This is a genomic window from Komagataeibacter xylinus (assembly GCF_031081985.1).
In the GTDB taxonomy this organism is placed as follows: domain Bacteria; phylum Pseudomonadota; class Alphaproteobacteria; order Acetobacterales; family Acetobacteraceae; genus Komagataeibacter; species Komagataeibacter xylinus_E.
On sequence record NZ_JARWSK010000001.1, the window covers coordinates 110,155 to 136,327 of the forward strand.

Genomic DNA, 26,173 nt, shown 5'->3' on the forward strand with positions numbered 1-26,173 from the left:
GCGCCTTACCAGCTCAGCACGTAGAACAGGCCGGCGGCGATGGTGATGGTGACAGGCAGGGTAAAGACCCATGCCAGCGCGATCTTGACCAGCATGCCCCGGTTGATGCCCGAGCCCGAGCCGAGCATGGTGCCCGCGATACCGGCGGTGATGATGTGCGTGGTGCTGACCGGCAGCCCGGTATAGCCCGCCGTTGCGATCAGGCCTGCGCCCACCAGCTCGGCCGAGGCGCCCTGCGCGGGGGTGAGGTGCGTGTTGCCGATCTTCTCGCCCAGCGTGTGTACGATGCGCTTGTAGCCAATCATGGTGCCAATGCCCAGGCACAGCGCGCTGAGCAGGCGCACCCACCACGGCGCGTATTCCACTACCGGGCGCATCTGGTTGCTTAGGGTTTTGGCGCTGGCGCGGTCATGCGCCGAGGCCTGCGTGTTGAGCGAGACAGCCTTCAGCCCGGCCACGACTTCATACAGGTCGGCGCGCAACTGCGAGGGCACGACCGCATCGGGCGTGGTCTGGGCCAGGCGGTTGACCGAGGCAATGGCTTCATCGCGCAGGCCGTCATGGTCGTATTGCGTAATCAGCGGGACCGCGTCGGTGGCGTATTGGGCAATATGGCTGATCTGGGGCTTACTGTCGGGGGCGAGGGCAAAGGTTGCGGGCAGGATGCCGATGATGGTCAGCATGATGAGGCCGATGCTTTTCTGCCCGTCATTGCTGCCGTGCGAGAAGCTGACGCCGGTGCAGGTCAGGATCAGCAGGCCGCGCACCCAGCCGCGCGTGGGCTTGTCGCCCTGCGGCGGCTGATACAGTTCGGGGTCACGCACCAGGTGCCTGAGGATGAAATACAGCCCGCCCGCGCCAATCAGCCCCAGCAGGGGCGAGATGGCCAGAGCGCGCAGGATCTTCCAGATCTGTGACCAGTCAACGCTGTTGCCAATGGCGCGGGTGTGCAGCAGCGCATCGCCAATGGCAATGCCGATCAGCGCGCCAATGACGCAGTGCGAACTGGAATTGGGGATGCCGAACCACCAGGTAAACAGGTTCCACGCCAGCGCCGTGCCAAACAGGGCAATGAGCATGGGCACCGCCGGGTCGCCATTGGGCGGCGAGAGCACATCGGCAGGCAGCAGTTCCACCAGCCCGTAGGCGACGCTGATGCCACCAAGCACCACGCCCACGAAGTTCATCAGCCCCGACCAGATCACGGCGGTGCGTGGCTTGAGCGATTTGGTATAGATGACGGTGGCGACCGCGTTGGCCGTATCATGAAAGCCGTTGACGAATTCGAATACGCACACCAGCGCAAAGCATACGATCAGCGCCAGGATGGAAAAAGTTGAATAGGGTGCAAAATGGAGCATGAAACAACACACCAGAAGTTATTGTCATGCCAGTCTAAGTAAAAAGTTTCTTAAAATAAATAATACTCATTCTTATTTAATATAATATTCATATTTATGAATATGGAATGCCGCTTTCAGGCATAGCGCCGGGCAGTGTCGAGGTTGCGGGCAGGCTTGCAGCGCCCGAGGCGGAAGCGGGTGCGCGCGCGGGCCACCGCATCTTCATAGGAGGGGAGGATATCGCCATCCATCTGGGTCACGCGTTCGTGCATGGCGCGGAAGGTATAGGGTTCATCGGGGCCATCCTGAAACACGATGCCAATGAACACACCATCAATTTCAATAACGCTGGATTCAAACATGAGGCTCGTTCCTGCCTGTCCTTTTAGGGGGCGGAGCCGTCCTTGCCGGCCTGCCCGTTGCGGGTGCTATGCCGCATTTTTTCGGGTGGCTTCAACCTGAAATATGTGAACTTTATATGACGTGCCGCAAGTAGATATCAGGCATACATGCATGTAATGGCAGGCGTCATAAAAACTTCATGAAAAAATCCGCATGTTATTATTGTCACGAGTCAGTCAATTCGCTTAGTGCTGCACTCATGTCATGCATATCAGGAACTCCATGATGGAAGCGTCATCCACCACAGCAGGCCAGGAGGCGGCTGCCTCCGGGCGCAACGCAGGGGGCAATGCCGGTGATATTGCCTTTGGCGTGCTGGCACGCTTGGCCGGGTGGTCCATCCTGCTGGTCATGGCGGGCATCATCATCGTGCTGGTCAGCGGTGGGTGGCAGGCTTTTTCCACCTTCGGGCCAGGATTCATCACCAGCAAGGCGTGGAACCCCATCACGCACCATTTTGGCGCGGCGACATCGATTTTCGGCACGCTGGTCACCACGGTCGTGGCCCTTGTGTTTGCCGTGCCCTTCGCCTTTGGCGTGGCGTTCTGGCTGGTTGAAATGGCGCCCCCGGCACTTGCGCGCGTCATCGGGATGGCCGTGCAGCTTCTGGCCGCCGTGCCCTCCATCATATTTGGCATGTGGGGGTTCTTCATCGTGGTGCCGTTCATGGCGCATTATGTCGAGCCCGTGGCCACGCGCTACCTGGGTCATGTGCCGGGCATCGGGCTGCTGTTCCGGGGCGCGCCCTATGGCACGGGCCTGCTGACCGGCGGCCTCATCCTGGCCATCATGGTCACGCCCTTCATCTGTTCGGTCATGGCCGATGTGTTCGTGTCCATCCCCGCCGTGCTCAAGGAAAGCGCCTTTGGCCTTGGGGCAACCCGGTGGGAGGTGATGCGCAAGGTGGTGCTGCCGTGGTCGCGGCAGGCGGTGATGGGTGGCATCATGCTGGGCACGGGCCGCGCCCTGGGCGAGACGATGGCCGTGACCTTCGTGATCGGCAACAGCAACCGGCTGGGCTGGTCGCTGTTCGCGCCGGGCAACACCATCGCTTCGCTGATCGCGCTGGAATTTCCTGAAAGTTCGGCCGGCAGCCTCAAGCTCTCGGCGCTGCTGGCGCTGGGTGCGATCCTGATGGTCATTTCATTCATTACCTTGGCCTGCTCGCGCATGTTTCTCCAGCGCGGCATAAAGAACTAGGGAAGTAGCCTTACATGTCAGCCCAGAAAGTACAGGCCGGGGCCACGGACGGGTGGCAGCGCGGTGGCGCACAGGCCGTGCGGCGCAGGATTGTCGAGCGGCTGGTCAACGTGGCGTGTTCCATCGCCACCGTGGTTGTCCTGTTCCTGCTGTTTTCGATTTTATGGACACTGGTCACGCGCGGCGCGGCAGGGCTGTCGCTTTCAACCTTCCTGCACAGCACGGCAGCGCCCGGCAGTGGCGGGGGACTTGCCAACGCCATCGTGGGCAGTTGCGAACAGACCCTGCTTGCCGCCCTGCTCGGCACGCCCGTTGGCATGCTGACCGGCATTTACCTGTCGGAATTCAGCCATGACGGGAAAATTGTCTCGTTCGTGCGCTTCGTGTCGGACATGATGCTGTCCGTGCCTTCCATCCTTGTCGGGCTGTTCGTCTATCTTGTGGTGGTGGAGCCTGCGGGGCATTTCTCGGGCATGGCGGGCACGCTGGCGCTGGCCATCCTGTTCATTCCCATCGTGGTGCGCACGACCGAAGACATGCTGCACCTCGTGCCCCGCGCCATGCGTGAAGCCGCCTATGCGCTGGGCGCGCCGGGCTGGCGGGTGATTGTAAGCATCTGCCTGCGCGCGGCGCGTGGCGGCATCATGACCGGCATTTTGCTGGCCCTGGCCCGCATCTCGGGCGAGACGGCGCCGCTGCTCTTTACCTCTCTTGGCAACCTGAACTGGTCCACCAACCTCAACGCGCCGATGGCAAGCCTGCCTGTTACCATCTATCAATATGCCGGTTCGGCCTATGACGACTGGGTGCAGATGGCCTGGACCGGCGCGCTGCTGATTACGGTTGCGGTGCTGGCAACCAACATCTTCGCCCGCTGGTGGCTCTCGCGTAATGGAACCGCATCATCATGAATACCGTTCTTATGGATAACAGGCCCGCCCAGGCGCAGATGGCCCCGGCCATCGCCATTCGCAACCTTGATTTCTGGTATGGCGAGAACCACGCGCTGCGCGGCATCTCGCTTGATTTCCCCACCCGGCAGGTGACCGGCATGATCGGGCCTTCGGGGTGTGGCAAGTCAACGCTGCTGCGCATCCTCAACCGAATGTATGACCTCTATCCCGGCCAGCGCGCCATGGGGGAGGTGCTGTTTGATGGCCGCAACATCCTCTCGCCCGGTATTGACGTGAACGTGCTGCGCTCGCGCATTGGCATGGTGTTTCAGAAGCCAACGCCGTTCCCCATGTCGATCTATGACAACATCGCCTTTGGCATGCGGCTGCATGAGCGCCTCTCACGCGCCGAGATGGACCAGCGCGTGGAGAACGTGCTGCGTCGCGTGGCCCTGTGGGGCGAGGTCAAGGACCGGCTCAATGCCTCCGCCGCAGCCCTGTCTGGCGGCCAGCAGCAGCGCCTGTGCATTGCGCGCACCATTGCCACCCGGCCCGAGATCATCCTGCTTGATGAACCGACCAGCGCGCTCGATCCGATCTCGACGGCGCGGATCGAGGAACTGCTTGATGAACTCAAGCAGGAATTCTCGATTGCCATCGTCACCCATAACCTCCAGCAGGCGGCCCGCTGTGCGGATCGCGTGGCCTTTTTCTATATGGGCGAACTCGTTGAAGTGGACACGGCGGACAAGATGTTTACCGCGCCACATGAAAAGCGCACCCAGGATTACATTACCGGCCGCTTCGGTTGATGACGAAAGACGTGATGATGCCACAGGAATCAATGCACACTGTTCAAAGTTACGAACAGGAACTTGAACAGCTTCGTTCGCTCATCAACAAGATGGGCGGCATGGTCGAGCGCCAGGTGGCGCAGGCCATTACGGCGGTGGTCGAGCATGATGAGGTCGCAGCCCTCGATGCGCCGGAAATGGACCCCCATGTTGATGAACTCGAACGCCAGACCGAGGCGCTGGTCATCCGCCTGCTCGCCCTGCGCGCACCCATGGCGGGCGACCTGCGCGAGGTGGTGGCGGCGCTGAAGATGTCGGGCGACCTGGAGCGGATTGGCGATTGCGCGGCCTCCATCGCGCGCCGGGCCATGCGCAACGAACTGCTGTCATGCCCCATATCGCTTACGGGGCTGCACAGCATGGGCCGGCTTGTGCAGGAAAACCTGCGCCGCACCATCGATGCGATGGACCAGCGCGACCCCGAACTCGCGCGTATTGTCTGGCAGTCCGATACGGCGGTGGATGAACTCTATGTATCGCTGTTCCGCGAACTCGTAACCTATATGATGGAAGACCCACGCAATATCGGGCCATGCACCCATCTTTTATTCATTGCCAAGAACCTTGAACGCATTGGCGACCATGCCACCAATATTTCCGAGCGCGTCTATTACTCCGTCACCGGCAGCATCCTGCCCATCATCCGCCCGCGCGGTGGTACGTTTGACTGAAGCGACTGCCTGATCCCTGCCTGGCCCTGCGTGATTGCGCTGCCGCCTGTCTTTTGCAACACTTGCCCTGACAGGCAACCAGCACTCCACCAATCAGGCAAGGTTTTTTACATGCAGCAACGTGAACTCGGTCGCACTGGCATCATGGTCAGTGAGATCTGTCTCGGCACCATGACCTTCGGCCAGCAGAATACGGAAGCCGAAGGCCATGCCCAGCTTGATCTCGCACTCGATCACGGCATCAACTTCATTGATACCGCCGAGCTTTATTCCATTCCGCCCCGTGCCGAGACTCAGGGCGCTACCGAAACCATCATCGGTAGCTGGCTCAAGGCGCGTGGTGGCCGTGACCGGCTGGTCATTGCGAGCAAGGTGGTGGGGCGGGGCACATCGCCATGGTTCCGTCCCGGCGGTGAGGAAACCCGCCTGACGCCAAAGCAGATCCGTTACGCGCTTGATGGCTCGCTGCGCCGCCTTGGCACGGATTACATCGATCTGTACCAACTGCACTGGCCTGACCGCAAGGTGGGGCTGTTTGGCGCAGGGGACAACACGTTTACCAGCCTGCCCGAAGCCGACGAGGTGCCCATTGCCGAGACGCTGGGCGTGCTGGGTGACCTGGTGCGCGAGGGCAAGATCCGCCATGTTGGCCTCTCTAACGAGACGGCATGGGGCGTTTCGCAATATCTGGCTGAATCCCGACACGGCGCGCCGCGCGTGGTGTCGATCCAGAATGCCTATAACCTCATCAACCGCACCTTCGAAATCGGCCTGGCCGAGATCGCCCTGCGCGAAAAGGTGGGCCTGCTGGCCTATTCGCCTCTGGCACAGGGCTACCTTACCGGCAAATACCTCGGCGGCGCACGGCCTGTTGGCGCGCGCACCACGTTGTTCAATCGCGGCCACCGTTACGAGAAGCCGGGCGTGGAGGAAGCGGTCAGCGCCTATATTGCGCTGGCCAAGGCGGAAGGCATCGACCCGGTGCAGATGGCCATTGCCTTTGTCACATCGCGACCGTTCGTGACCTCAAACATCATTGGCGCCACCAGCATCGCGCAACTCAAGACCATTCTCGGTTCTGTTGATCTGGTGATTACGCCGGAACTCGAGGCGAAAATTAACGCGATCCATCAGGTGCATTGTAATCCTGCGCCCTGACCATTTTTGCCACCCGACATGCCCCCTGATGATATTCCTGTTGTCAGGGGGATGAAGAGACAAAATCATATATTGGCGCAATTATATATGGATCTTGGTATTGAAATTAAAAATATCGTTTCCTGAAAACTGTATATCAGAAATTATTATTGAGCAGAAGTTTATTCCCTGCTTATGTAAAATATCAAATAATTTTGAAATAGAATTCAAGGTTCCTCTACAACCTGCGACCGGAATTGTATTCGACTGGGATATAGAATTGATTGACGAAAGGGTTCCGGCTGGTACGGGAGGGCAATATCTGCACTATGCAAACGGAGAAATATCGATCGTGCATATTTCAGATGATATGTATCAGATATTGGATCTGAACATGTTTTATCCATCATCCGGGTGGCGTCCTGTTATGAAAGACGGCGATTACGCTCATCTGATGAATGAGCTTTACGACGAATAATAAACCCAGCCATTGCTTGTAGGAACAGTTTGGAGCCAGCACCTGAGGCGGGCTGGCAGCCGTTCATATCTATGAATCGTGCAGGGCAGATGGAACACGCTGGTCTTGCTCGCAAATTCAAACTCTTGTGATGCCACACCGCACCATGCGCCCTGCAAACGCCCGCCCGCCCCCCTGAAACCTGCCATCCCGCCTGCCCACGGCTGCGTGAGCGCAGGGCTGCCCTGTCAGGCGCGGACATTGACACGCTACGGCCGTATATAGTCACGATAGAGCGAGTATTGCATCAACACGCAGGGCATGGCGCAATCTGCAACCAAAGAGTGGCAATCCGTTGGCGCGTTCACACAACGCCAACCCTTGTCCGGCTATAAGGCCATCCATGCCCGCACCCTGTTAAGGATATGATGACATGAGTCCCTATCGCACCATTAACCCCGCCACCGGCCAGACGGAAAAGGTCTTTGACCTGCATGACGATAAGGAAATGCTGGCACGCCTCGAAACCGCCCATCAGTTCTGGGAGGGTGACTGGCGCCGCCGCACCATTGCCCAGCGCCGTGACATCATGCTCAAGGCTGCCGAGATCCTGCGCCGCGACAAGGAAAAGCACGCGCGCCTGATTTCCATCGAAATGGGCAAGATCCTGCCTGAAGCCATTGCCGAAATCTCACTTTCAGCCGACATCCTGGCCTATTACGCCGAGAAGGCCGAGACCTTCCTCGCCCCGCGCGAGCTGCCGGTGTCGCAGGGCCATGCCAGTGTCACCAGCGAGCCGCTGGGCATCATCTACTGCGTGGAGCCGTGGAACTTCCCCTACTACCAGCTTGCCCGCGTGGCCGCCCCCAACCTGATGGCGGGCAATGTGGTCATGGTCAAGCACGCGCCGGGCGTGCCGCAATGCGCCGTGGCGTTCGAAGAGCTGTTCCGTGAGGCAGGCGCGCCCGCAGGGGCCTACACCAACCTGTTCATCACCAATGACCAGTCCGAAAAGCTGATCGAGCGCCCCGAAATCCGTGGCGTCGCCCTGACCGGCAGCGAACGCGCCGGCAGCGCCGTGGCGGGCCAGGCAGGCCGCGCACTCAAGAAAAGCACGATGGAACTCGGCGGTTCCGATGCGTTCATCGTGCTTGATGATGCCGATCTCGACACGGTCATCCCGCTTGCGGTGCAGGCGCGCATGTCCAATAACGGCCAGGTCTGCACGGCGGCCAAGCGCATGATCGTGCACAAGTCGCTCGTTGAGGAATTCACGTCGCGCCTGAAGGTCGCGATCAATGACTTCAAATACGGCGACCCGCTCGAGCAGGGCGTAACCCACGGCCCGATGAGCAGCCAGGTGGCGATGGAACATGCCGTAGCCCAGGTGGAAAAGGCCGTGGCGCACGGGGCCAGCCTTGTTGTGGGCGGCAAGCGCATCGAGCGCGAGGGCTTCTTCATGAAGGCCGCGATCCTGACCAACGTGACCAAGGACAACCCCATTTTCTACCAGGAAATCTTTGGCCCCGTCGCCATCATCTACTCGGTGGGCAGCGAGGACGAAGCCGTAGCGCTGGCCAATGATTCGCCATACGGGCTTGGCGGCTCCATCCAGACCAGCGATGTCGAACGTGGTCGCCGCGTGGCCGCCAGGATCGATACGGGCATGGTCTTCATCAACAGCGTGACCGGCACGGCCCCCGACCTGCCGTTTGGCGGCATCAAGAACTCCGGCTATGGCCGTGAACTGTCGGAATTCGGCATTGAGGAATTCCTGAACCGTAAGCTGGTTCACACGCCCTGAGCCATCAGGCACCGATCGCTCCCATCATGCGGTGGGGGCGATCATCCTGACACATCCCCCTAGCCGCCGCGACGGAACCGGGTCATTCTGGTGGCCTTGCCATGTTGGAGGAGGGGGCGATGCACGCACTACCGGTATTTGCAGATGTGGTTGCGGCAGCAGCACGGATCAAAGGGCGGGCGCACCGCACGCCGGTCCTGACATCACGGTATTTCAACAGCGCAAGCGGCACGACGCTGTTCTTCAAGGCCGAGAATTTCCAGCGCGTGGGGGCCTTCAAGTTCAGGGGCGCTGCAAACGCCATTGCCGCCCTGCCGCAGGCCGCAAGGCAGCGCGGGGTGGTGGCATTTTCATCAGGTAACCACGCCCAGGCCGTGGCCAGTGCGGCGCAGGATGCGGGCATACCTGCCACCATCGTCATGCCCCACGATGCCCCGGCCATGAAACGGGCCGCAACGCAGGGTTACGGCGCGGAAGTGGTGCTCTATGACCGCTATACGCAGGACCGCCAAGCCATTGCCACCGCCATTGCCAACGAGCGTGGGGCTACCGTTCTGCCACCCTTTGACCATCCCGACATCATAGCAGGCCAGGGCACGGCAGCCCTCGAACTGTTTGAGGAAACCGGCCCGCTTGATGCGCTGTTCGTGCCCGTGGGTGGCGGCGGCCTGGCCTCGGGCTGCGCGCTCGTGGCCAATGCGGTGGCACCCGACTGCGCGGTCATTGGCGTGGAACCGGCAGCAGGCGATGATGCGCGCCAGTCGCTTGCGGCAGGCCATATCGTGCAGATTCCAGTGCCCCATACAATTGCCGATGGCGCGCAGACAACCGCCATCTCTCCGCTGACCTTTGCCATCATGCGCCAGTATCTGCGTGATCTCGTCACGGTGGATGACGCGGCCCTTGTCGCCACGATGCGCCTTGTTGCCGAGCGGATGAAAATTGTTGTCGAGCCGACCGGCTGCCTTGGCGTGGCCGCCGCCCTTGCCGCAGCGCCCCGGTGGCAGGGCAGGCGCATTGGCGTGCTGGTATCAGGCGGGAATGTGGACATGACGCGCTTTGGCCAACTGGTTCAGGCCACGCAGCCCGATTGACCCCATGCATGTAAAGGCGTCGAAAAACGCTGCCTAGCTGGCAAAAAAAACAGGCCCGTGGCCGTGCAGCGGCGCTTACGTAATTCTACGCAATGGACGTATCTCGCCCTGCTGTTACAATAGTCCCGATGCTGTCAGGACCGAAATGAACGCGGGCATAACCCCACTCCAGCGCGCAAGGGGGCAGTTCGGGCTGGAAGTCAGGGCCGATGGGGCCCGCACCCGTATGGCCGATCTGGTGCAGGCAGGCTGCTGCCGCCTGCTGTTTCCGCGCGTGCAGGGCAATGGGGTGGAAGCCGCCACGGTCAATATATCGGGCGGCATCGCAGCGGGTGACTGCATTACCGGTCGGCTGGCCTGCGGCCCCGGCACGGAGCTGCTGGTTACATCGCAGGCCGCCGAGCGGATCTACCGCGCCCGCCCTGAAGAGGGCCCGGCGGACATGACGGTTTCCTGCCATGTCAGCGCCGGAGCACGGCTGGAATGGCTGCCGCATGGCACGATCTTTTTCGATGGCAGCCGCCTGCGCCGCCACATGGTGGTGGATATGGCGCAGTCCGCCACCTTCCTGTTTCTCGAGAGCCGGATCTTCGGCCGCCTTGGCGCGGGCGAGCAGCTTGCCAGCCTGCATGTGCGCGACCGGCTGACCATCAGGCGAGACGGCGAACTGCTGCTTGAAGACATGCTGCGGCTGGAAAGCACCGACGTAACCGCCCTGCTGGCCCAGCCCGCCGTGGCCGCAGGGCAGGGGGCGGTGGCGACACTGGTGCTGGCCAGCCCGCAGGCGATGGACCTGCTGACCCCGGTGCGCGAAGTGCTGGCAGCGCCCCAATGCGCGGGATTTGCCGCCTCGGCGTGGAACGGCATGCTGGTGGTGCGCGGCGTGGGCGCGGGTGGCTGGGCGCTGGAAGGAGCGCTGCGCCATATCCTGCCGGTATTGCGGGCCGGGCGGCCCATGCCCTCTACATGGCGGTCATGATACAGCACAGGCAGGCAAGGAGGCGGAGCACGACATGAAGCTGACACCAAGGGAAAAGGACAAGCTGCTCATTGCCATGGCGGCCATCGTGGCGCGCCGCAGGCTGGAGCGTGGCGTGCGGCTGAACTACCCCGAGGCCGTGGCCCTGATTACCGACCATGTGGTTGAAGGCGCGCGCGACGGGCTGAGTGTTGCCGAACTCATGGCCAGTGGCGGCCATGTGCTGACCCGCGCGCAGGTCATGCCCGGCGTGGCCGATATGATTCATGATGTTCAGGTCGAGGCGACCTTCCCCGATGGCACGAAACTGGTGACAGTCCATGACCCGATACGCTGACCCCCTGCCCGAAGGCGCGGTGCCGGGCGAGATCCTGACCGATGAGGGCGAGATTACCCTCAATGAAGGCCAGCCCCGGCGCACCCTGCGCGTGACCAATACCGGCGACCGCCCCGTGCAGGTCGGTAGCCATTATCATTTTGCCGAGGTCAATCCCGCCCTGTGCTTTGAGCGCACGCAGGCGCTGGGCTGGCGGCTTGACGTGCCATCGGGCGGGGCCGTGCGCTTCGAGCCGGGGCAGGAGCGTGACGTCACACTGGTGCCCCTGCGCGGCCTGCGGCGCGTGATCGGCTTTCGGGGCGATGTAATGGGGAGTGTGGACCAATGACGCGCCTGACCCGGCATGATTACGCAGGCCAGTTCGGCCCCACCACCGGCGACCGCGTGCGGCTGGCCGATACGAACCTGCTCGTGGCGGTGGAAAAGGATTTCACCATCTATGGCGAGGAAGTGCGCTTTGGCGGCGGCAAGACCATCCGCGATGGCATGGGCCAGTCACAGGCCACGCGCGCGCAGGGAGCGGCGGATACCGTCATCACCAATGCGCTGATCATCGACCACTGGGGCATCGTCAAGGCGGATGTGGCGCTGCGTGACGGGCGCATCGCCGCCATTGGCAAGGCGGGCAACCCCAATATCCAGCCCGGCGTGGACATCATCATCGGGCCGGGCACGGAAATCATCGCGGGCGAGGGCAGGATCCTGACCGCGGGCGGCATTGACAGCCACATCCATTTCATCTGCCCCCAGCAGATCGAGGAGGCGCTGGCCTCGGGTGTCACCACCATGCTCGGTGGCGGCACGGGGCCTGCCACGGGCACGGCGGCCACCACCTGCACGCCGGGGCCGTGGCACCTCGCGCGCATGCTGCAGGCCGCCGATGCCTTTCCGGTCAACCTCGCCTTCGCGGGCAAGGGCAATGCCGCGCGCCCCGAGGCGCTGGAGGAAATGGTGCGCGCGGGCGCAAGCTGCCTGAAACTGCATGAGGACTGGGGATCAACTCCTGCCGCCATCGACTGCTGCCTCAGTGTGGCCGACCGGATGGACGTGCAGGTCATGATCCATACCGACACGCTCAACGAGAGCGGCTTTGTGGAGGACACGATCGCAGCCTTTCAGGGCCGCACCATCCACGCTTTCCATACCGAGGGCGCGGGCGGCGGCCATGCGCCCGACATCATCCGCGTGGCAGGACTCCCCAACGTGCTGCCGTCCTCCACCAACCCCACGCGGCCCTATACCCGCAACACGCTTGACGAGCATCTGGACATGCTCATGGTCTGCCATCACCTCGACCCCAGGGTGCCAGAGGACATTGCCTTTGCCGAGAGCCGCATCAGGCGCGAGACCATTGCGGCGGAGGACATCTTTCACGACATGGGCGTGCTGTCCATGATGTCATCCGACAGCCAGGCCATGGGCCGGGTGGGCGAGGTGCCGCTGCGCACATGGCAGACGGCCCATAAAATGAAAGCGCAGCGCGGCTCCCTGCCCGGTGATGGCGCGGCCGACAACAACCGCGTCAAACGCTACATTGCCAAATACACCATAAACCCGGCCATCGCCCACGGCTTGTCGCATGAGGTGGGGTCGATCGCGGTGGGCAAGCTGGCCGATCTGGTGCTATGGGAGCCTGCATTCTTTGGCGTCAAGCCCGATCTGGTCATCAAGGGGGGGGCTATTGCCTATGCCATGATGGGCGACCCCAATGCCTCCATCCCCACGCCGCAGCCGGTGCATGGCCGCATGATGTTTGGCAGCTATGGCGGGGCGCGGACCCATACCAGCCTGACCTTCGTGTCAAAGGCGGCGCTGGAGGATGATATCGGGCATAGGCTGGGCCTGCAAAAGGGCCTTTCCGCCGTGTCGGACACGCGTGGCGGCATTGGCAAGCGCAGCATGATCCATAACGATGCCATGCCCCATATCGAGGTCGATCCCGAAACCTATGAGGTGCGGGCCGATGGCGTGCTGCTGACCTGCGAGCCCGCCGATATCCTGCCCATGGCCCAGAGGTATTTCCTGTTCTGATGACGCATGTAACCGAAATCCTGCCAGCGGGAAGCTGGCCCGTGGCCGAAGCCGCGGATGTGTTCGCCGCCGATTACGAAGGCCGCCACCGCAGGCGCATGATGCTCACCCTACGCTCTGGCGCGCGCGTGCTGCTTGAACTTGAACATGCCCGCCTGCTGGCCGATGGCGATGGGCTGGTGCTTGATGATGGCCGCATCGTTCGGGTTGAAGCCCTGCCGGAAAACCTGATGGAAGTCACCGCCCATGACCCGCTGCACCTGCTGCGGCTGGCGTGGCACCTTGGCAACCGGCACCTGCCCGCCGCCATTACGGCGCAGCGCATCCTTGTGCGGCATGACCATGTGATTGCCGACATGATCGCGGGCCTTGGCGGTCATGTCCGTGCCGTGCAGGCCCCCTTTGACCCCGAAAGCGGGGCCTATGCGGGGCGCGGGGCAGGGCATGCCCATGCGCACCCTCATGACCATGCCCACCCGCATGATCATGGCGGTCATGCCCATTCGCATGACTGAACCCCCAGGCACGGCCGGGCAGGACTTCCTGCGGCTGCTCTCATGGGTGTCGCCCGCTTTCCCCACTGGCGGTTATGCCTATAGCCACGGGCTGGAATGGGCGGTCGAGCGCGGTGACGTGCGTGATGTGGAAACCCTGTGCGCGTGGGTTGGCACGTTGTTGCGCCATGGCAGTCTTGGCAATGATCTCATCATTTTGCATGCGGCATGGCAGGCTGGGGAGGATGATGGCCGCCTGCGCGAGATTGCCCGCTTTGCCTGCGCCTCTGCCGCCTCGCGCGAGCGCTATGAGGAGACGGTGTATCAGGGCGAGGCCTTTTTGCGCGCAGCAGCGGTGTGGCATGTCGTGCCACCCAAGGCAGCGCTGGCGGGCACGCGCTGGCCGCTGCCGGTCGTGCAGGGGCTGGTGTTTCGGCGTGGCGGCGTGGCTGCCCCGCAGGCCGTGCTGTCGGGCGGGTATGCGGCGGTGGCGGCCCTGGTGTCGGCTGCCGTGCGGCTGGTGCCGCTGGGCCAGACGGACGGGCTGCACGCGCTGGCCCGGCTTGAATCCGTGCTGGCGCAGGCCGCAGCGCAGGCTGCGCGCCAGACGCTGGATGATGTGGGCGGAGCCTGTTTTGCCGCCGACATCGCCGCCATGCATCACGAAACCCAGGAAACGAGGTTGTTCAGAACATGACAAAGCCAAAGCACGGCCCGCTGCGCGTGGGCATTGGCGGCCCGGTGGGCACGGGCAAGACAGCACTGATGGATGCGCTGTGCCGCCGCTTTCGCAATGATTACAATATCGCCGCCATCACCAACGATATCTATACGCGTGAGGATGCCGAGTTCCTGACCCGCGCGGGTTCGCTCCCGCCCGAGCGCATCATGGGCATCGAGACCGGTGGCTGCCCGCACACGGCCATACGCGAGGATGCCAGCATCAACCTTGCCGGCATTGCGGAACTGACGGAGCGCTTTGCCGGGCTGGACCTCGTGCTGGTGGAAAGCGGGGGCGACAACCTTGCCGCGACCTTCAGCCCCGAACTGGCTGACCTGACCATCTATGTCATTGATGTCTCGGCAGGCGACAAGATCCCGCGCAAGGGCGGCCCCGGCATTACGCGCAGCGACCTGCTGGTCATCAACAAGATCGACCTTGCCCCGCATGTGGGCGCAGACCTTGGGGTGATGGACCGTGACAGCAGGCGCATGCGCGGGCAGCGGCCCTTTGTGTTCGCCAATATCCGCGCGGGCGAGGGGGTGGAGGATATCGCCCGTTTCATTATCGAACAGGGTGGCCTGTAAGAGCCATTGCTTTAAAATAATAAAATTTTTCGGGTGCCGCCTTTTTTAAAAAGGCGGCTTTTTTTATGTCTGTGCATCTGTGGCCACCATCGGGTGTATGTGCCGGAGCCTGCCATGGCGCCATGAATAAGCTCATAAATGGCCATTATAAGTAATTTCACGCATCCCGTCCTGATGGTGCAATTTCGTAATGTTTCCCTGTCGCCGGTCGGTGACCGCAGCCACAAGGGGATGTTCATGATTGCGCTTGTGTCCCGGTTCAGGATGAGCCGGAAGAAAAAGCTGCTGCGTTGCGGCAGTATCCTGTCGGCCTGCGTGGCGCTTGGCGCCAGCATGCCCCATGCCCGCGCGGCCACCACGGTCAATTTTGGCAAGGATCAGTTCTTTACGCTGGGTCTGGGCGTGCGCGCGCAGTATCTGAGCCATGACACCACCATGCCCGGCAACAAGGATGCGGCAAGTGCCAGTGACCTGCGTATCTACATGGGCGCGCAGTTCCATAAATACGTCAAGTCAACGCTCAACCTCGAGCGCCTGCGCGATGGCAACTGGAACGTGCTTGACGGCGTGCTGCAGGTCGAGCGGTGGAAGGCGTTCAATATCTGGGGCGGGCGCATGCTCACGCCAAGTGACCGTTCAAACCTTGATGGGCCGTACTTCCTCAGCACCTATGCCTTTCCGATGGTGTCACAGTATCCGGGTGCATGGTCGGGCCGTGATGATGGCATCTCGGTATGGGGCAAGCTGCTCAAGGACCGTTTCCGTTATGTAGCGGGGGTCTATCGTGGGCATAACTGGGTGCACGGTGGCTCCAATTATGGCGAGCACCCGCTCTTTGCCGCGCGCATGGAATACAACTTCCTCGATCCCGAGCCGTCGCCCGCCTACTACACGGCCAGCACCTATTACGGCAAGGCTGACATCCTGGCCATTGGTCTTGCGGGCCAGTACGAGACCGATGGCGTGGGCACGGCGCAGGACAAGGGCGACTACAAGGCGTGGAATGTTGATGGCCTGTTTGAAAAGCGCATTGGCGAGGGCGCGAAATACGGCGTCTATACGCTCGAGGGAGCGTATTACCAGTATTATACCGGCGGCGTGAAGGACATCGCGGTAGGTTACGGCCAGCGCTCGACCGATTACGGTAATGTGGGTGGCGTGAATGATGGCACGGCCTTCCTGGCCAGCACGGCGTATCTCATTCCCTACCGGGTGGGCTGGGGGCGCCTGCAGCCGCTGGTGCGTTACCAGCAGTTCCGCTTCAAAAAGGACATGTACGGCCCCGGCCACCCCAAGACCACCCAGCTTGATCTGGGGGGCAATTATGTCATGGATGGCCACAACCTGCGCTTTACGTTCGATTACGTGCGCTACAAGCCCATGGGCACGCGCGCGGTGGGGGCTTTTTTGCTGGGCATGCAGTTCCAGTACTGAAAACGGCTGGCCTGTTCATGTCATTTTATCAGGCGGTCGGGCTGACCCACCGCCAGGAGAGATCGGAATGCTGACCCTCAAGCAAAACGCCACGTATGGCTTCGTCCTGCTGGCAGGGATCATAGGCGCGGGCCTGGCACAGGCCGCGCCCGCGCCCGCCCCTGAAAAAATGGATTGCCGCCACCTGCTGGCCGAGGATGTGCGCCTGTCTGACCGGCTCGCCGCCCTCAGCCATAGCGAAGCCCAGGCCGAGGCGCAGGACAAGGCCCCGGCGGAGAAGGGCTTTTTCGTCAAATTTGATCCCGTGCCGGGTTTTGGCATCATGAAAGGGGCGACGCTGACGCCAGCGGGCCACCCGGTCAAGGAGGATGCCACCGAGCGCAGCCTTGACCAGGTCCGCCAGAAACTGGCCGTCATCCGTGGCCATGAGCAGCGCAGGATGTGCCCGGAAATCGGCGCGCCGGACATGCAGCAGGACCGCCTTTCGGATGATGCGGCAAGGGCCGTGCCCTAAATCATAAAAGCTACAGAAAAACATTGCCTTTTTGAAAGAAGGCCACACCTTTCGCGCCTAGCGCTCCTGCAGCAGGCGCGATGCGGTGGCAGCGGCGGCGGCCCGCGTGCTCAGTCCGGTCTTGTTGTAGATCTGCTCGATATGCTTGTCGATCGTGCGCGGGCTAACTTGCAGAATATCGGCAATATCGCGGCTGGTCTTGCCGCGTGATATCCATAGCAGCACCTCCGCCTCGCGCGCGCTCAGGCCCAGCCTGTCTTGCAATATGCGCTGGGGGAAAAGCGGCTGGCGGCTGATGCGCAGCAGCAGTTCATCCGGGCCGCTCACGCCCACAAGGGTCAGCACAAGTTCGTTTTCACCTACATTATGGCGCATGAGCACGCCGCCGGGCGCAGGCAGGGGCGCGGGCAGGCGCAGGGTCGCGTCCGTGTCATTCGCACCTGAAAGCTCGCGCAGCACAAGTCCTGCCTGCGGCGTGGCCCACAGCACATCGCCCGCATGGCTGGTGGCCAGCAGGAAGCGGCCCGCATGGTCAAGCGCGCCATGTGCCGCGCGGATGCGCGCGGCGGATTCCATGCGCACGCCAATGCGGGCCATGACTTCCTCCAGCCGCAGGGGCTTGGTCACGTAATCGGCAGCACCTGCCTCAAAGGCGCGGATCACGTGCTCGGTCTCGGTCAGGCCGGTCATGAAGATGATGGGCACAAGGCTCAGGCGCGGGTCATCATGAAGGGCCGCGCACACCTCCCACCCGTTCATGCCGGGCATGAGGGCATCGACCATGATCAGGTCGGGCAAGGTGCGCGCCACGACGGCAAGCGCTGCCATGCCGGACTGCGCCAGCAGCACCGTATAGCCGCCATCGGTCAGTTTCTCGTCCATCAGGCCCAGAACGGCCGGGTCATCATCAATGACCAGAACGGATTTGCGGGATGGATCGGGCACGGTCATGGCGTGGGTCGCTCCAAATGGTGACGCAGGGCTTCAAGCTGGTAGGACGCGGCAAGGGCCAGCAGCGGTTCGATTGCACCGCCAAGGGCCGGATGCTGGTCGCGCAGGGTGGTCAGGTGGGCGCGCAGGTTGCGCAGGTTGCCGCCATCAAGCAGGGCAAGCAGGGCCACGCGTTCCGCCTCGGGCAGGGTGGCGGGTGTGTCGGGCGGGGCAGGCTGCGTGCTGTCGTCCCCCTCGGCGGGAAAGATCCATTCAAGGTCAAGCATCTGGCCCATTTTGGTGACCAGGACCGACAGGTTCACCGGCTTGCCCAGCACGGGGCAGTCCTCAAGAGAGGGGACATGGCGGTTAGCACTCTCCACGAGGTTGCCGGTCAGGAACATGATCGGCACGCGGGCATAAGGGGACTGGCGGATGCGCAGGGCAAGGTCACGCCCGTCCATGCCCGGCATGGACAGGTCGAGCAGCAGCAGGTCAGGCTGCACCAGCGGCAGGCGGTCAAGGCATTCCGCCCCGCTTTCCGCGCCTTCAAAGGCAAAGCCGCAGCGTTCAAGGATTTCGCGCATGATCAGGCGGTGCTCGGCATTGTCATCCACCACCAGCACCGTGCGGCGTGGCCCTTCATACCCGGTGGGGAAGGCGGGCAGGCGCGGGGGCAGTTCCACCTGCCGGTCAGACAGTAACAGCCGCACCCTGAAGCGCGATCCCTTGCCCGGTGTGCTGGTGAAGGTCAGTTCGCCGCCCAGAATCTCGGTCAGCAGCCGGGTGATGGTCAGCCCCAGCCCGGTGCCGGGCACGCCCGCGCTAGCGCTCCCGCGCTCAAAGGGCTCGAAAATGCGGGCATGATCTTCCGCCGCAATGCCGGGGCCGGTGTCTTCTATGATGAACTCCGCAATCTGCCCCTGCCACCTGGCCCCGAACGTGACCGTGCCCTGCCGGGTGAACTTGACCGCGTTTGACAGCAGGTTGAGCAGGATCTGGCGCAGGCGGTGCTCATCGCACGTGACCACGGCGGGCAGGTAGCCCGGCCGCCATACCAGCTCCAGCCCGCGCGCCTGCGCCTGCGGGCGGATCATCTGGGCTACGGATTCCACAAAGGCGGGCAGGGCGATGGTATCGGCATGCAGTTCGATCCGCCCGGCCTCGATACGCGAGATGTCAAGCAGGCCGGAGAGGATGCTGGTGATGTGCTCGCCACTTTCGCGCATGATGCCCAGCGCCTGGTGGCGCTCGGGCGGCAGACGCGTATCGTGCTGCAGCAACTGGATATAGCCCATGATGGCGTTGAGCGGAGAGCGGATCTCGTGGCTGATGCCGCTGATGTAGCGGGTCTTGGCCAGGCTTGCCGCCTCCGCCTTTTCACGGGCCAGCTTGAGAGCGTGGTCGGTGCGGCGGCGGGCGCGGATCTCGTTCATGAGCAGGCGGGTCTGGTGCAGGGTCTCGCGCGTGGCGGTGCGCCGCCCCTGCTGCGCCATGACCAGCAGCCACGCCCCCACCGTGCCCGCCAGGAAGACTGGCACCATGATGCCACTCCACGCATGGCCCGTTGTCCATGCCAGCAGCCCCATGCCCAGAATCATGCCCGCCAGCATGAGCGCAAAGCGCCCCGCAGGCGCTATGAGCCAGCGGCGCAGGCGCGGCGGCAGGGCGCGCAGCGGGGTGGCAAGCTGGCTGCCCATGCGGGTCGAGACCGGCTTGCAGCGGTCGCGGCAGCGCCCGTCGAGCGAGCAGCACAGCGAGCAGATCGTGCCGCCATAGGCAGGGCAGGGCGCCATGTCCCGCGCCTCGAAGGTGTGTTCACAGATCACGCATGTCATGGCGGGCCGGTCGTTCCAGCCTGCGGGCTGGGGGCGGGCGAGATAGGTGCGCCCCCCGGTCAGCCACGCCAGAACAGGGGCCGCGGCAAAGGCTACCCCCAGCGTCAGGAAAGGCGCATAGGCCGCGGCCATCGGGCCGAGATAGCCCGCAAAGGCCGTAACGCCCGTGGCGGCGGCAATGCCCCACGCTCCCAGTCCCACGATGTTGAAGTCCGGCAGCAGCGCGCGCTTGAACTCGACCAGGGCCGGGCTGAGGCCAAGCGGCTTGCACAGCGCCACATCCCCCAGTATCGCGCCGATCCACGCACAGGCCAGAACGCCATATAGCGTGATGCCGGTCTGGATGGTGCTGACCAGTCCGGCCTCCATCAGCAGGAGTGCGATCATGACATTGAAGATGACATAGAACACCCGGCCCGGATGAGTGTGGGTCAGGCGCGAGAAGAAGTTCGACCACGCCAGTGATCCGGCATAGGCGTTGGTGATGTTGACCTTGACCTGCGCCAGCGCCACCAGCGCCATCGTCAGCACGGTCGCGACCGGTGCGGGGGTGAAACTGCCCCACGCAAAACGGTACATTACGCCGGGCTGCACCGCCTGCAGCGGCGAAAAGCCTGCCCGCAGCACCACCCATGCCAGAAACGAGCCCGCCAGCAGCTTGAAGGCATCAAGCACGATCCAGCCCGGGCCGCCCAGCACCAGAGCTGCCCACCATTGCCGCCGGTTGCAACGCGTGGGGTCAGGCAGGAAGCGCAGGAAGTCGATCTGCTCCGCACTCTGGCACACCAGCACGATCATGAGCGATGCGCCGGTGCCTACGGCAAGGGGGTCGATATGCCCCGGTGGCCCGTAGGGCGCGCTGAAATGGGTCCACTGCCCCAGCAGTTCGGGGTGCAGGCCCGCCATTACCACGAGGGGGACGAGATTGAGCGCCAGCCAGACCGGCTGTGTCGCGATCTGGAAACGGGCGATGAACGTGATGCCCCATGTCACCAGCGGAATGATGATGACCGCGCACAGCAGGTACGCCAGCCACAGCTTCATGCCCAGCAGCCCATGTAGCGTGCCCGCCAGGATCGCCGCCTCGAGCCCGAAGAAGATGAAGGTGAAAATGGCATAGAGCAGCGAGGTGATGGTCGAGCCGATATAGCCAAAGCCGGTGCCGCGCGTGAGCAGGTCGATATCCAGCCCCGCGCGGGCAGCCGTGGCGCATAGCGGCAGGGTAATGGCGAAGATGACCGCCGTGACAAGGGCTATGGCGGCTGCCGTGTTGGCAAAGCCGAAGGCCAGCGTGAGCGTGCCGCCCATGGCCTCGAGCGCCAGGAACGAGATGGAGCCCAGCGCCGTGCGTGCTGCCCGCATGGGCGTGGCCATACGCGCGCTGCGCGCGGTAAAGCGCAGGGCGTAGTCCTCGAATGTCTGGTCGGCGGCCCAGCGGCTGTAGGCCCGGCGGGGGCGCACGATGCGCAGGCGGCTGGTCGGGTGTGGCAAGATCACGGCTTTCGGGCGTTACGGGTGGCAGCGTGCATGATCGTAACGGAATGCCCGTGGGGGACATACGCAGGAATGCGTATGGGAAGCGCTTTTATGTGCGCCGACAATGCAGGCAGCAGCAAAAGGACCATTCATCATGCCCGTCACACTGCCTCACCTTTCCCGTCGCGCGTTCGGACGTCTCGCCCTTGCCTCATCGGCGGCTGCTGTGGGGGGCATGTGGCGCGCGGCGCCAGCGCGGGCGGCAGCGCCGAGCGGCGAGCCGATCAGGGTTGGCATCCTGCATTCGCTGTCCGGCACGATGGCCATCAGCGAGACCACGCTCAAGGATGCCATGCTGATGCTCATTGCCGAGCAGAACCGTAAGGGCGGGCTGCTTGGCCGCCCGCTTGAAGCCGTGGTGGTGGACCCTGCCTCGAACTGGCCGCTCTTTGCCGAGAAGGCGCGCCAGCTCCTGTCGGTGGACAAGGCATCGGCCGTGTTTGGCTGCTGGACCAGCGTTTCACGCAAATCGGTGCTGCCGGTATTCGAGGAACTCAACGGCATCCTGTTCTATCCCGTGCAGTATGAAGGCCAGGAGTGCAGCCGCAACATCTTCTACACTGGTGCGGCCCCCAACCAGCAGGCCATACCGGCGGTGGACTACCTGCTGAGCGAGGATGGCGGCGGGGCGAAGCGTTTCGCGCTGGTGGGCACGGATTACGTCTATCCGCGCACGACCAACCAGATCCTGGTCAATTACCTCAAGGCCAAGGGCATTGCGGAAGCCGACATCATGGTCAACTACACGCCGTTCGGGCAGTCGGACTGGCAGACCATCGTCTCGCAGATCAAGACCTTCGGCTCGGCGGGCAGGAAAACCGCCGTGGTCTCGACCATCAATGGCGATGCCAACGTGCCGTTCTACAAGGAACTGGGCAATCAGGGCATCTCCGCCACCGACATCCCGGTCATGGCCTTCAGCGTGGGGGAAGAGGAACTGGCCGGCATGGATACCGCCCCGCTGGTGGGCCAGCTTGCCGCGTGGAACTATTTCGAGAGCATCGACACCCCGGCCAATACCGCCTTCATCAAGCAGTGGCACGAATTCACAAAAAACCCCAAGCGCACCACCAATGACCCGATGGAGGCGCATTACATCGGCTTCAACATGTGGGTGCAGGCAGTGACCAAGGCAGGTACCACCGATCATGACAGGGTGATTGACGCCATGATCGGCATCCGCCAGCCCAACCTGACCGGTGGCGTGGCCGAGATGCTGCCCGACCACCATCTGACCAAGCCGGTCTATATTGGCGAGATACAGGATGACGGGCAGTTCTCGGTGGTGTGGAAAACCCCGGCCCTCGTGCCCGGGCAGGCCTGGTCGCCGTGGGTGCCGGAAACGAAAAACCTGATTGGCGACTGGAGCAAGCCCATTGCCTGCGGCAATTACAACACCGCCACCAAGACCTGCCTCGGGCACAGGCATGCGTAGGGTCAGCACCACCTGCCTGCTGGCGGCGCTATGGCTTGGGGTCATGCTGCTGCCGGGCCACGGCGCGCGGGCGGATGCCTTCGCTGATCTGGCCAGCCCGCAACTCGGGGCGGTGACGGCAGCGATTTCAACCCTTGCGGCATCGCCTGACCCGCAGGCAGGGGTGGCGTTGCAGGCGCTGGGCGAGCGGAACCTGTTCGCCGCCCCCGATGGCAGCGTGTATATCCGCCACGGCGAAAGTTACGTGGAGGCCCGCACGGGCCAGCCCCAGGCTTCCGTGCCGGAGGGGCTGAAGCCGATCCGTCTGAACAACCGCATCCGCACGGCACTTGCGGGCGTGCAGGCGGGCAGGGACCTGCTCGCCCCCCAGCCCGCAACCCGGCTCAGGGCCGCCGATGCGCTTTACGCCCGCCACGACCCGGCCATGCTGCCGCTGGTGGAGCATGCCCTTGCGGTGGAAAAGGATGCCGCCGTGCGCACCCGGCTGACCGAGGTGCGGGCCGCGACCATTCTCGGCCAGCCTCCAGCCCCCGATGCGCTTGCCTCCCGGCTTGAGGCCGTGCGCGCGCTTGGTGCGGTTGGTGGCGCGCAGGCGCGTGGCATCCTTGCCGGTGTTGCCGGGTCGGATGCGGAAGCGCCAGCGCTGCGCCATGAGGCGCAGGCCGCCGTGTCGCGCATCGACTGGCACCTGCGCGCCTGGGGTGTGGCGCAGAATGCCTTTTATGGCCTGAGCTACGGCTCCGTGCTGCTGCTGGCCGCCACGGGGCTGGCCATCACCTTTGGCGTGATGGGCGTGATCAACATGGCCCATGGCGAGATGATGATGATCGGCGCCTACGTGACGTGGATGGTGCAGCAGGCCATCCGCGCCACCGTGCCCGCGCTGGAGCCGGTGGCGATCCTTGTGGCCATTCCGGTGGCGTTCGTGGTGTGCGGGGCGCTTGGCATCGTGATCGAGCGCGGGCTGATCCGCTTCCTGTATGGCCGCCCGCTTGAAACGCTTCTGGCCACATGGGGGCTGTCGCTCATCTTGCAGCAGGCGGTGCGTTCCATTTTCGGGCCGACCAACATCGCGGTGCAGACGCCGGGCTGGCTTTCCGGCTCGGTTGCAGTGGGCGGCATGGACATTACGCTCAACCGGCTGGCCATTCTGGTCTTTGCGGGGCTGGTGCTGGGCGGGCTGATGCTGGTGCTGCGCCACACGCCGTTGGGGCTGCAGATGCGTGCCGTAACCCAGAACCGCCGCATGGCGGCGCTGATGGGTATCCGCACGCCGCGGGTGGATGCGCTGGCCTTCGGGCTGGGTGCTGGCCTTGCGGGGCTTGCGGGCGTTGCGGTCAGCCAGATTGACAATGTCAGCCCCAATCTCGGGCAGTCCTACATCATCGACAGCTTCATGGTGGTGGTGTTTGGCGGGGTCGGCAATCTGTGGGGCACGCTGGCGGCCGCCCTTGCGCTGGGCATGGGCGGCAAGGTGCTGGAGCCTGCCATAGGCGCGGTCTCGGCCAAGATCGCCGTTCTCGTGCTGGTCATCCTTTACATCCAGCGCCATCCGCGCGGCATGTTTCCCGTGCGCGGGCGGGGAGTTGAATCATGAACCCGTTTTCAACCCATGCCCCGCGTTCCCTGCGTGGCGTGATCTGGATGGCAGCGGCCGTGGTGGCGGCGGCAGGCGGGCTGGCCGTGGCCAGCCTGCTGCCCGAGGGCAATCCGCTGCATGCCTCCGCCTTCGTGGTGTCGCTGGCGGGGAAATACCTGTCCTATGCCATGCTGGCGCTGGCGGTGGATCTGGTATGGGGGTTTGCGGGCATCCTTACGCTGGGGCATGCTGCGTTCTTCGCGCTGGGGGGATATGCCATGGGCATGTACCTCATGCGCGAGATCGGAGCGCGGGGTGTTTATGGCAATGCCGACCTGCCGGATTTCATGATCTTCCTCTCATGGAAGAACCTGCCGTGGTACTGGTGGGGTTCGGAACATTTCGCTTGGGCCGCCGTGCTGGTGGTGGCGGTGCCGGGGCTGCTGGCTGGCGTGTTTGGCTGGCTTGCCTTCCGCTCGCGCGTGTCGGGGGTGTATCTGTCCATCATCACCCAGGCGCTGACCTACGCGCTCATGCTGGCGTTTTTCCAGAACGGGTTGGGCTTTGGCGGCAATAACGGCCTGACCGACTTCAAGGACATCCTCGGCGCCGACCTGCATGCGCCGCTGACCCGCGCCGTGCTGCTGCTGGTGACCGGCCTGCTGCTGGCCGCAAGCCTGCTCGCCGCGCGTTTTGTGGTGGGCAGCCGCTTTGGCAGCCTGCTCGTGGCCGTGCGCGATGCCGAAAGCCGCACCCGCTTTCTGGGCTACCGCCCCGAGCAGGCCAAGTTGCTGGTGTGGGTGTTCTCGGCCATGATCGCGGGGGTGGGGGGCGCGCTGTATGTAACGCAGGTTGGCATCATCAACCCCGGTGAGTTCGCGCCCGCCAATTCCATCGAGTCCGTCATCTGGGTGGCGGTGGGTGGGCGTGGCACGCTGTGCGGCGCCGTGCTGGGGGCCATACTGGTCAATATGGGCAAGACGCTGTTCACCGCCTGGTTGCCGGAGTTCTGGCTGTACGGGCTGGGGCTGCTGTTCATCTGCACCACTTTGTTCCTGCCCAACGGGCTCATGGGGCTGTGGCGGCATGCCCGTAAGGCACCGCCGGAGGAAGTCACCCCCGAAGTGGCGGATACGCAGGGAGAAGAGGCATGACCGGTGACCTCGTGCTCGACATGCGCGATGTGAGCGTGACGTTTGACGGCTTTCGCGCCATCAACAACCTCAGCCTTGCCCTGCGCCCGGGCGAGATGCGCGCCATCGTGGGCCCCAACGGCGCGGGCAAGACGACGATGATGGACATCATCACCGGCAAGACCCGGCCTGATACCGGCACCGTGCGCTTTCAGAACCATGACCTGACCCGGCTGGATGAACCGGCCATTGCCCGGCTGGGCATTGGCCGCAAGTTCCAGAAGCCCACCGTGTTCGAGGCGCTGAGCGTGACAGAGAACCTGCTGCTGTCGCTCAAGGGCGTGCGCTCGCCCTTTGCCGTGCTCATGGCGCGCATGAACGCGCAGGAGCGCGAACGCATCGAGCACCTCCTGCGCCTGACCCGGCTGGAAGCTGTGGCCAACCAGCCCGCAGGCGGCATGAGCCACGGCCAGAAGCAGTGGCTCGAGATCGGCATGCTCATGGGCCAGGAGCCTGAACTGCTTTTGGTGGATGAACCCGTGGCGGGCATGACCGATGCCGAGACCATGGCCACCGCCGACCTGCTGCGCGAGATCAACCGCACCCGCAGCGTGGTGGTGGTGGAGCATGACATGGATTTCGTGCGCGCCCTCGGCGTGGACGTGACGGTGCTGCACGAAGGCAGCGTGCTGGCTGAAGGCACACTGGATGCGGTCAGCGCCGACCCGCGCGTGATCGAGGTCTATCTTGGGCGCTGAGGGGCGCCGCAC

25 protein-coding genes are annotated in these 26,173 nt (G+C 63.5%); 21 read left to right on the top strand and 4 right to left on the bottom strand.

The genetic code is table 11. From position 1 onward, the window contains the following. Positions 1 to 5: 5 nt before the first annotated feature. Positions 6 to 1,361, bottom strand: a complete 1,356-nt coding sequence (locus QEG70_RS00540; RefSeq protein ID WP_308718842.1) for an inorganic phosphate transporter — start codon at positions 1,359 to 1,361, stop codon at positions 6 to 8. Positions 1,362 to 1,477: 116 nt separating this feature from the next. Beyond that, a complete protein-coding gene (locus QEG70_RS00545; protein ID WP_308718843.1) occupies positions 1,478 to 1,705 on the bottom strand; it encodes a hypothetical protein in 228 nt (75 codons plus the stop codon). A gap of 262 nt (positions 1,706 to 1,967) precedes the next feature. On the opposite strand from QEG70_RS00545, the gene pstC reads away from it, so the two are divergent. The 17 genes from pstC (at position 1,968) to QEG70_RS00630 (ending at position 16,952) form a co-directional block, all read left to right on the top strand. Beyond that, on the top strand, positions 1,968 to 2,945 hold the full coding sequence (pstC, locus tag QEG70_RS00550) for a phosphate ABC transporter permease subunit PstC (RefSeq protein ID WP_308718844.1): 978 nt from the start codon (positions 1,968 to 1,970) through the stop codon (positions 2,943 to 2,945). A gap of 14 nt (positions 2,946 to 2,959) precedes the next feature. Then, positions 2,960 to 3,856 (top strand): phosphate ABC transporter permease PstA, encoded by an 897-nt coding sequence (gene pstA / locus QEG70_RS00555; RefSeq protein WP_308718845.1) that lies wholly within the window; start codon positions 2,960 to 2,962, stop codon positions 3,854 to 3,856. After that, positions 3,853 to 4,650, top strand: coding sequence for a phosphate ABC transporter ATP-binding protein PstB (gene pstB / locus QEG70_RS00560; protein WP_308718846.1), 798 nt, complete (start codon positions 3,853 to 3,855; stop codon positions 4,648 to 4,650). The genes pstA and pstB overlap by 4 nt, the downstream gene beginning before the upstream one ends. A gap of 17 nt (positions 4,651 to 4,667) precedes the next feature. Continuing rightward, complete coding sequence (gene phoU / locus QEG70_RS00565; protein ID WP_061271915.1) at positions 4,668 to 5,363, top strand: phosphate signaling complex protein PhoU; 696 nt, start codon at positions 4,668 to 4,670, stop codon at positions 5,361 to 5,363. Positions 5,364 to 5,474: 111 nt separating this feature from the next. Then, positions 5,475 to 6,521: an aldo/keto reductase gene (locus QEG70_RS00570; RefSeq protein ID WP_308718847.1), complete on the top strand. Its 1,047-nt coding sequence runs from the start codon at positions 5,475 to 5,477 to the stop codon at positions 6,519 to 6,521. A gap of 100 nt (positions 6,522 to 6,621) precedes the next feature. Beyond that, entirely contained in the window at positions 6,622 to 6,978 is a 357-nt protein-coding gene (locus QEG70_RS00575; RefSeq protein ID WP_308718848.1) for a hypothetical protein, read from the top strand. Positions 6,979 to 7,390: 412 nt separating this feature from the next. Further along, on the top strand, positions 7,391 to 8,761 hold the full coding sequence (locus tag QEG70_RS00580; protein WP_308718849.1) for an NAD-dependent succinate-semialdehyde dehydrogenase: 1,371 nt from the start codon (positions 7,391 to 7,393) through the stop codon (positions 8,759 to 8,761). Between the two features lie 119 nt (positions 8,762 to 8,880). Beyond that, on the top strand, positions 8,881 to 9,855 hold the full coding sequence (locus tag QEG70_RS00585; RefSeq protein WP_308718850.1) for a threo-3-hydroxy-L-aspartate ammonia-lyase: 975 nt from the start codon (positions 8,881 to 8,883) through the stop codon (positions 9,853 to 9,855). A gap of 145 nt (positions 9,856 to 10,000) precedes the next feature. Then, the gene (locus QEG70_RS00590; protein ID WP_308718851.1) at positions 10,001 to 10,834 is read left to right on the top strand and encodes an urease accessory protein UreD; all 834 of its coding nucleotides are present in this window, start codon (positions 10,001 to 10,003) and stop codon (positions 10,832 to 10,834) included. A gap of 34 nt (positions 10,835 to 10,868) precedes the next feature. Beyond that, complete coding sequence (locus QEG70_RS00595) at positions 10,869 to 11,171, top strand: urease subunit gamma (protein WP_061271844.1); 303 nt, start codon at positions 10,869 to 10,871, stop codon at positions 11,169 to 11,171. Beyond that, positions 11,155 to 11,499 (top strand): urease subunit beta, encoded by a 345-nt coding sequence (locus QEG70_RS00600; RefSeq protein ID WP_308718852.1) that lies wholly within the window; start codon positions 11,155 to 11,157, stop codon positions 11,497 to 11,499. Before QEG70_RS00595 ends, QEG70_RS00600 begins: the two co-directional genes overlap by 17 nt. Continuing rightward, positions 11,496 to 13,202 carry an urease subunit alpha gene (gene ureC, locus QEG70_RS00605; protein WP_308718853.1) on the top strand — a complete coding sequence of 569 codons (1,707 nt, stop codon included), beginning with the start codon at positions 11,496 to 11,498 and terminating at the stop codon, positions 13,200 to 13,202. Before QEG70_RS00600 ends, ureC begins: the two co-directional genes overlap by 4 nt. Then, a complete protein-coding gene (locus QEG70_RS00610) occupies positions 13,202 to 13,717 on the top strand; it encodes an urease accessory protein UreE (RefSeq protein WP_308718854.1) in 516 nt (171 codons plus the stop codon). Before ureC ends, QEG70_RS00610 begins: the two co-directional genes overlap by 1 nt. After that, complete coding sequence (locus QEG70_RS00615) at positions 13,698 to 14,393, top strand: urease accessory protein UreF (RefSeq protein WP_374762538.1); 696 nt, start codon at positions 13,698 to 13,700, stop codon at positions 14,391 to 14,393. Before QEG70_RS00610 ends, QEG70_RS00615 begins: the two co-directional genes overlap by 20 nt. Then, a complete protein-coding gene (gene ureG, locus QEG70_RS00620; RefSeq protein ID WP_308718855.1) occupies positions 14,390 to 15,004 on the top strand; it encodes an urease accessory protein UreG in 615 nt (204 codons plus the stop codon). The genes QEG70_RS00615 and ureG overlap by 4 nt, the downstream gene beginning before the upstream one ends. Positions 15,005 to 15,487: 483 nt before the next feature. After that, positions 15,488 to 16,438: a porin gene (locus QEG70_RS00625; RefSeq protein WP_374762539.1), complete on the top strand. Its 951-nt coding sequence runs from the start codon at positions 15,488 to 15,490 to the stop codon at positions 16,436 to 16,438. Between the two features lie 67 nt (positions 16,439 to 16,505). Further along, the gene (locus tag QEG70_RS00630; RefSeq protein WP_308718857.1) at positions 16,506 to 16,952 is read left to right on the top strand and encodes a hypothetical protein; all 447 of its coding nucleotides are present in this window, start codon (positions 16,506 to 16,508) and stop codon (positions 16,950 to 16,952) included. 57 nt (positions 16,953 to 17,009) lie between these two features. Here QEG70_RS00630 and QEG70_RS00635 read toward each other — a convergent pair whose 3' ends face one another. Together QEG70_RS00635 and QEG70_RS00640 are read right to left on the bottom strand one after the other, a co-directional pair. Next, positions 17,010 to 17,903 carry a response regulator gene (locus tag QEG70_RS00635; RefSeq protein ID WP_308718858.1) on the bottom strand — a complete coding sequence of 298 codons (894 nt, stop codon included), beginning with the start codon at positions 17,901 to 17,903 and terminating at the stop codon, positions 17,010 to 17,012. After that, positions 17,900 to 21,211: a hybrid sensor histidine kinase/response regulator gene (locus QEG70_RS00640; RefSeq protein WP_308718859.1), complete on the bottom strand. Its 3,312-nt coding sequence runs from the start codon at positions 21,209 to 21,211 to the stop codon at positions 17,900 to 17,902. The genes QEG70_RS00635 and QEG70_RS00640 overlap by 4 nt, the downstream gene beginning before the upstream one ends. 139 nt (positions 21,212 to 21,350) lie before the next feature. Here QEG70_RS00640 and urtA point away from each other — a divergent pair, with 139 nt between their 5' ends. The 4 genes from urtA to urtD are packed head-to-tail and all read left to right on the top strand — an operon-like array spanning position 21,351 to position 26,161. Continuing rightward, the gene (urtA, locus tag QEG70_RS00645; protein WP_308718860.1) at positions 21,351 to 22,691 is read left to right on the top strand and encodes an urea ABC transporter substrate-binding protein; all 1,341 of its coding nucleotides are present in this window, start codon (positions 21,351 to 21,353) and stop codon (positions 22,689 to 22,691) included. Beyond that, positions 22,684 to 24,288, top strand: a complete 1,605-nt coding sequence (gene urtB, locus QEG70_RS00650) for an urea ABC transporter permease subunit UrtB (protein ID WP_308718861.1) — start codon at positions 22,684 to 22,686, stop codon at positions 24,286 to 24,288. Before urtA ends, urtB begins: the two co-directional genes overlap by 8 nt. Continuing rightward, positions 24,285 to 25,424 (top strand): urea ABC transporter permease subunit UrtC, encoded by a 1,140-nt coding sequence (urtC, locus tag QEG70_RS00655; RefSeq protein ID WP_308718862.1) that lies wholly within the window; start codon positions 24,285 to 24,287, stop codon positions 25,422 to 25,424. Before urtB ends, urtC begins: the two co-directional genes overlap by 4 nt. Next, a complete protein-coding gene (urtD, locus tag QEG70_RS00660; protein ID WP_308718863.1) occupies positions 25,421 to 26,161 on the top strand; it encodes an urea ABC transporter ATP-binding protein UrtD in 741 nt (246 codons plus the stop codon). The genes urtC and urtD overlap by 4 nt, the downstream gene beginning before the upstream one ends. The last annotated feature ends 12 nt before the right edge of the window (positions 26,162 to 26,173 follow it).

What these genes read in the sequence shown, in the direction of transcription:
- urtD (WP_308718863.1), top strand. Translation starts at nt 25,421, where the DNA reads ATGACCGGTGACCTCGTGCTCGACATGCGCGATGTGAGCGTGACGTTT.
- QEG70_RS00600 (WP_308718852.1), top strand. Translation starts at nt 11,155, where the DNA reads ATGACCCGATACGCTGACCCCCTGCCCGAAGGCGCGGTGCCGGGCGAG.
- QEG70_RS00590 (WP_308718851.1), top strand. Translation starts at nt 10,001, where the DNA reads ATGAACGCGGGCATAACCCCACTCCAGCGCGCAAGGGGGCAGTTCGGG.
- pstC (WP_308718844.1), top strand. Translation starts at nt 1,968, where the DNA reads ATGATGGAAGCGTCATCCACCACAGCAGGCCAGGAGGCGGCTGCCTCC.
- QEG70_RS00615 (WP_374762538.1), top strand. Translation starts at nt 13,698, where the DNA reads ATGCCCATTCGCATGACTGAACCCCCAGGCACGGCCGGGCAGGACTTC.
- pstB (WP_308718846.1), top strand. Translation starts at nt 3,853, where the DNA reads ATGAATACCGTTCTTATGGATAACAGGCCCGCCCAGGCGCAGATGGCC.
- pstA (WP_308718845.1), top strand. Translation starts at nt 2,960, where the DNA reads ATGTCAGCCCAGAAAGTACAGGCCGGGGCCACGGACGGGTGGCAGCGC.
- QEG70_RS00545 (WP_308718843.1), bottom strand. Translation starts at nt 1,705, where the DNA reads ATGTTTGAATCCAGCGTTATTGAAATTGATGGTGTGTTCATTGGCATC.
- QEG70_RS00595 (WP_061271844.1), top strand. Translation starts at nt 10,869, where the DNA reads ATGAAGCTGACACCAAGGGAAAAGGACAAGCTGCTCATTGCCATGGCG.
- QEG70_RS00610 (WP_308718854.1), top strand. Translation starts at nt 13,202, where the DNA reads ATGACGCATGTAACCGAAATCCTGCCAGCGGGAAGCTGGCCCGTGGCC.
- QEG70_RS00630 (WP_308718857.1), top strand. Translation starts at nt 16,506, where the DNA reads ATGCTGACCCTCAAGCAAAACGCCACGTATGGCTTCGTCCTGCTGGCA.
- QEG70_RS00625 (WP_374762539.1), top strand. Translation starts at nt 15,488, where the DNA reads ATGGGCGCGCAGTTCCATAAATACGTCAAGTCAACGCTCAACCTCGAG.
- QEG70_RS00540 (WP_308718842.1), bottom strand. Translation starts at nt 1,361, where the DNA reads ATGCTCCATTTTGCACCCTATTCAACTTTTTCCATCCTGGCGCTGATC.
- ureC (WP_308718853.1), top strand. Translation starts at nt 11,496, where the DNA reads ATGACGCGCCTGACCCGGCATGATTACGCAGGCCAGTTCGGCCCCACC.
- phoU (WP_061271915.1), top strand. Translation starts at nt 4,668, where the DNA reads ATGCCACAGGAATCAATGCACACTGTTCAAAGTTACGAACAGGAACTT.
- QEG70_RS00585 (WP_308718850.1), top strand. Translation starts at nt 8,881, where the DNA reads ATGCACGCACTACCGGTATTTGCAGATGTGGTTGCGGCAGCAGCACGG.
- QEG70_RS00570 (WP_308718847.1), top strand. Translation starts at nt 5,475, where the DNA reads ATGCAGCAACGTGAACTCGGTCGCACTGGCATCATGGTCAGTGAGATC.
- urtC (WP_308718862.1), top strand. Translation starts at nt 24,285, where the DNA reads ATGAACCCGTTTTCAACCCATGCCCCGCGTTCCCTGCGTGGCGTGATC.
- urtB (WP_308718861.1), top strand. Translation starts at nt 22,684, where the DNA reads ATGCGTAGGGTCAGCACCACCTGCCTGCTGGCGGCGCTATGGCTTGGG.
- QEG70_RS00635 (WP_308718858.1), bottom strand. Translation starts at nt 17,903, where the DNA reads ATGACCGTGCCCGATCCATCCCGCAAATCCGTTCTGGTCATTGATGAT.
- QEG70_RS00580 (WP_308718849.1), top strand. Translation starts at nt 7,391, where the DNA reads ATGAGTCCCTATCGCACCATTAACCCCGCCACCGGCCAGACGGAAAAG.
- ureG (WP_308718855.1), top strand. Translation starts at nt 14,390, where the DNA reads ATGACAAAGCCAAAGCACGGCCCGCTGCGCGTGGGCATTGGCGGCCCG.
- urtA (WP_308718860.1), top strand. Translation starts at nt 21,351, where the DNA reads ATGCCCGTCACACTGCCTCACCTTTCCCGTCGCGCGTTCGGACGTCTC.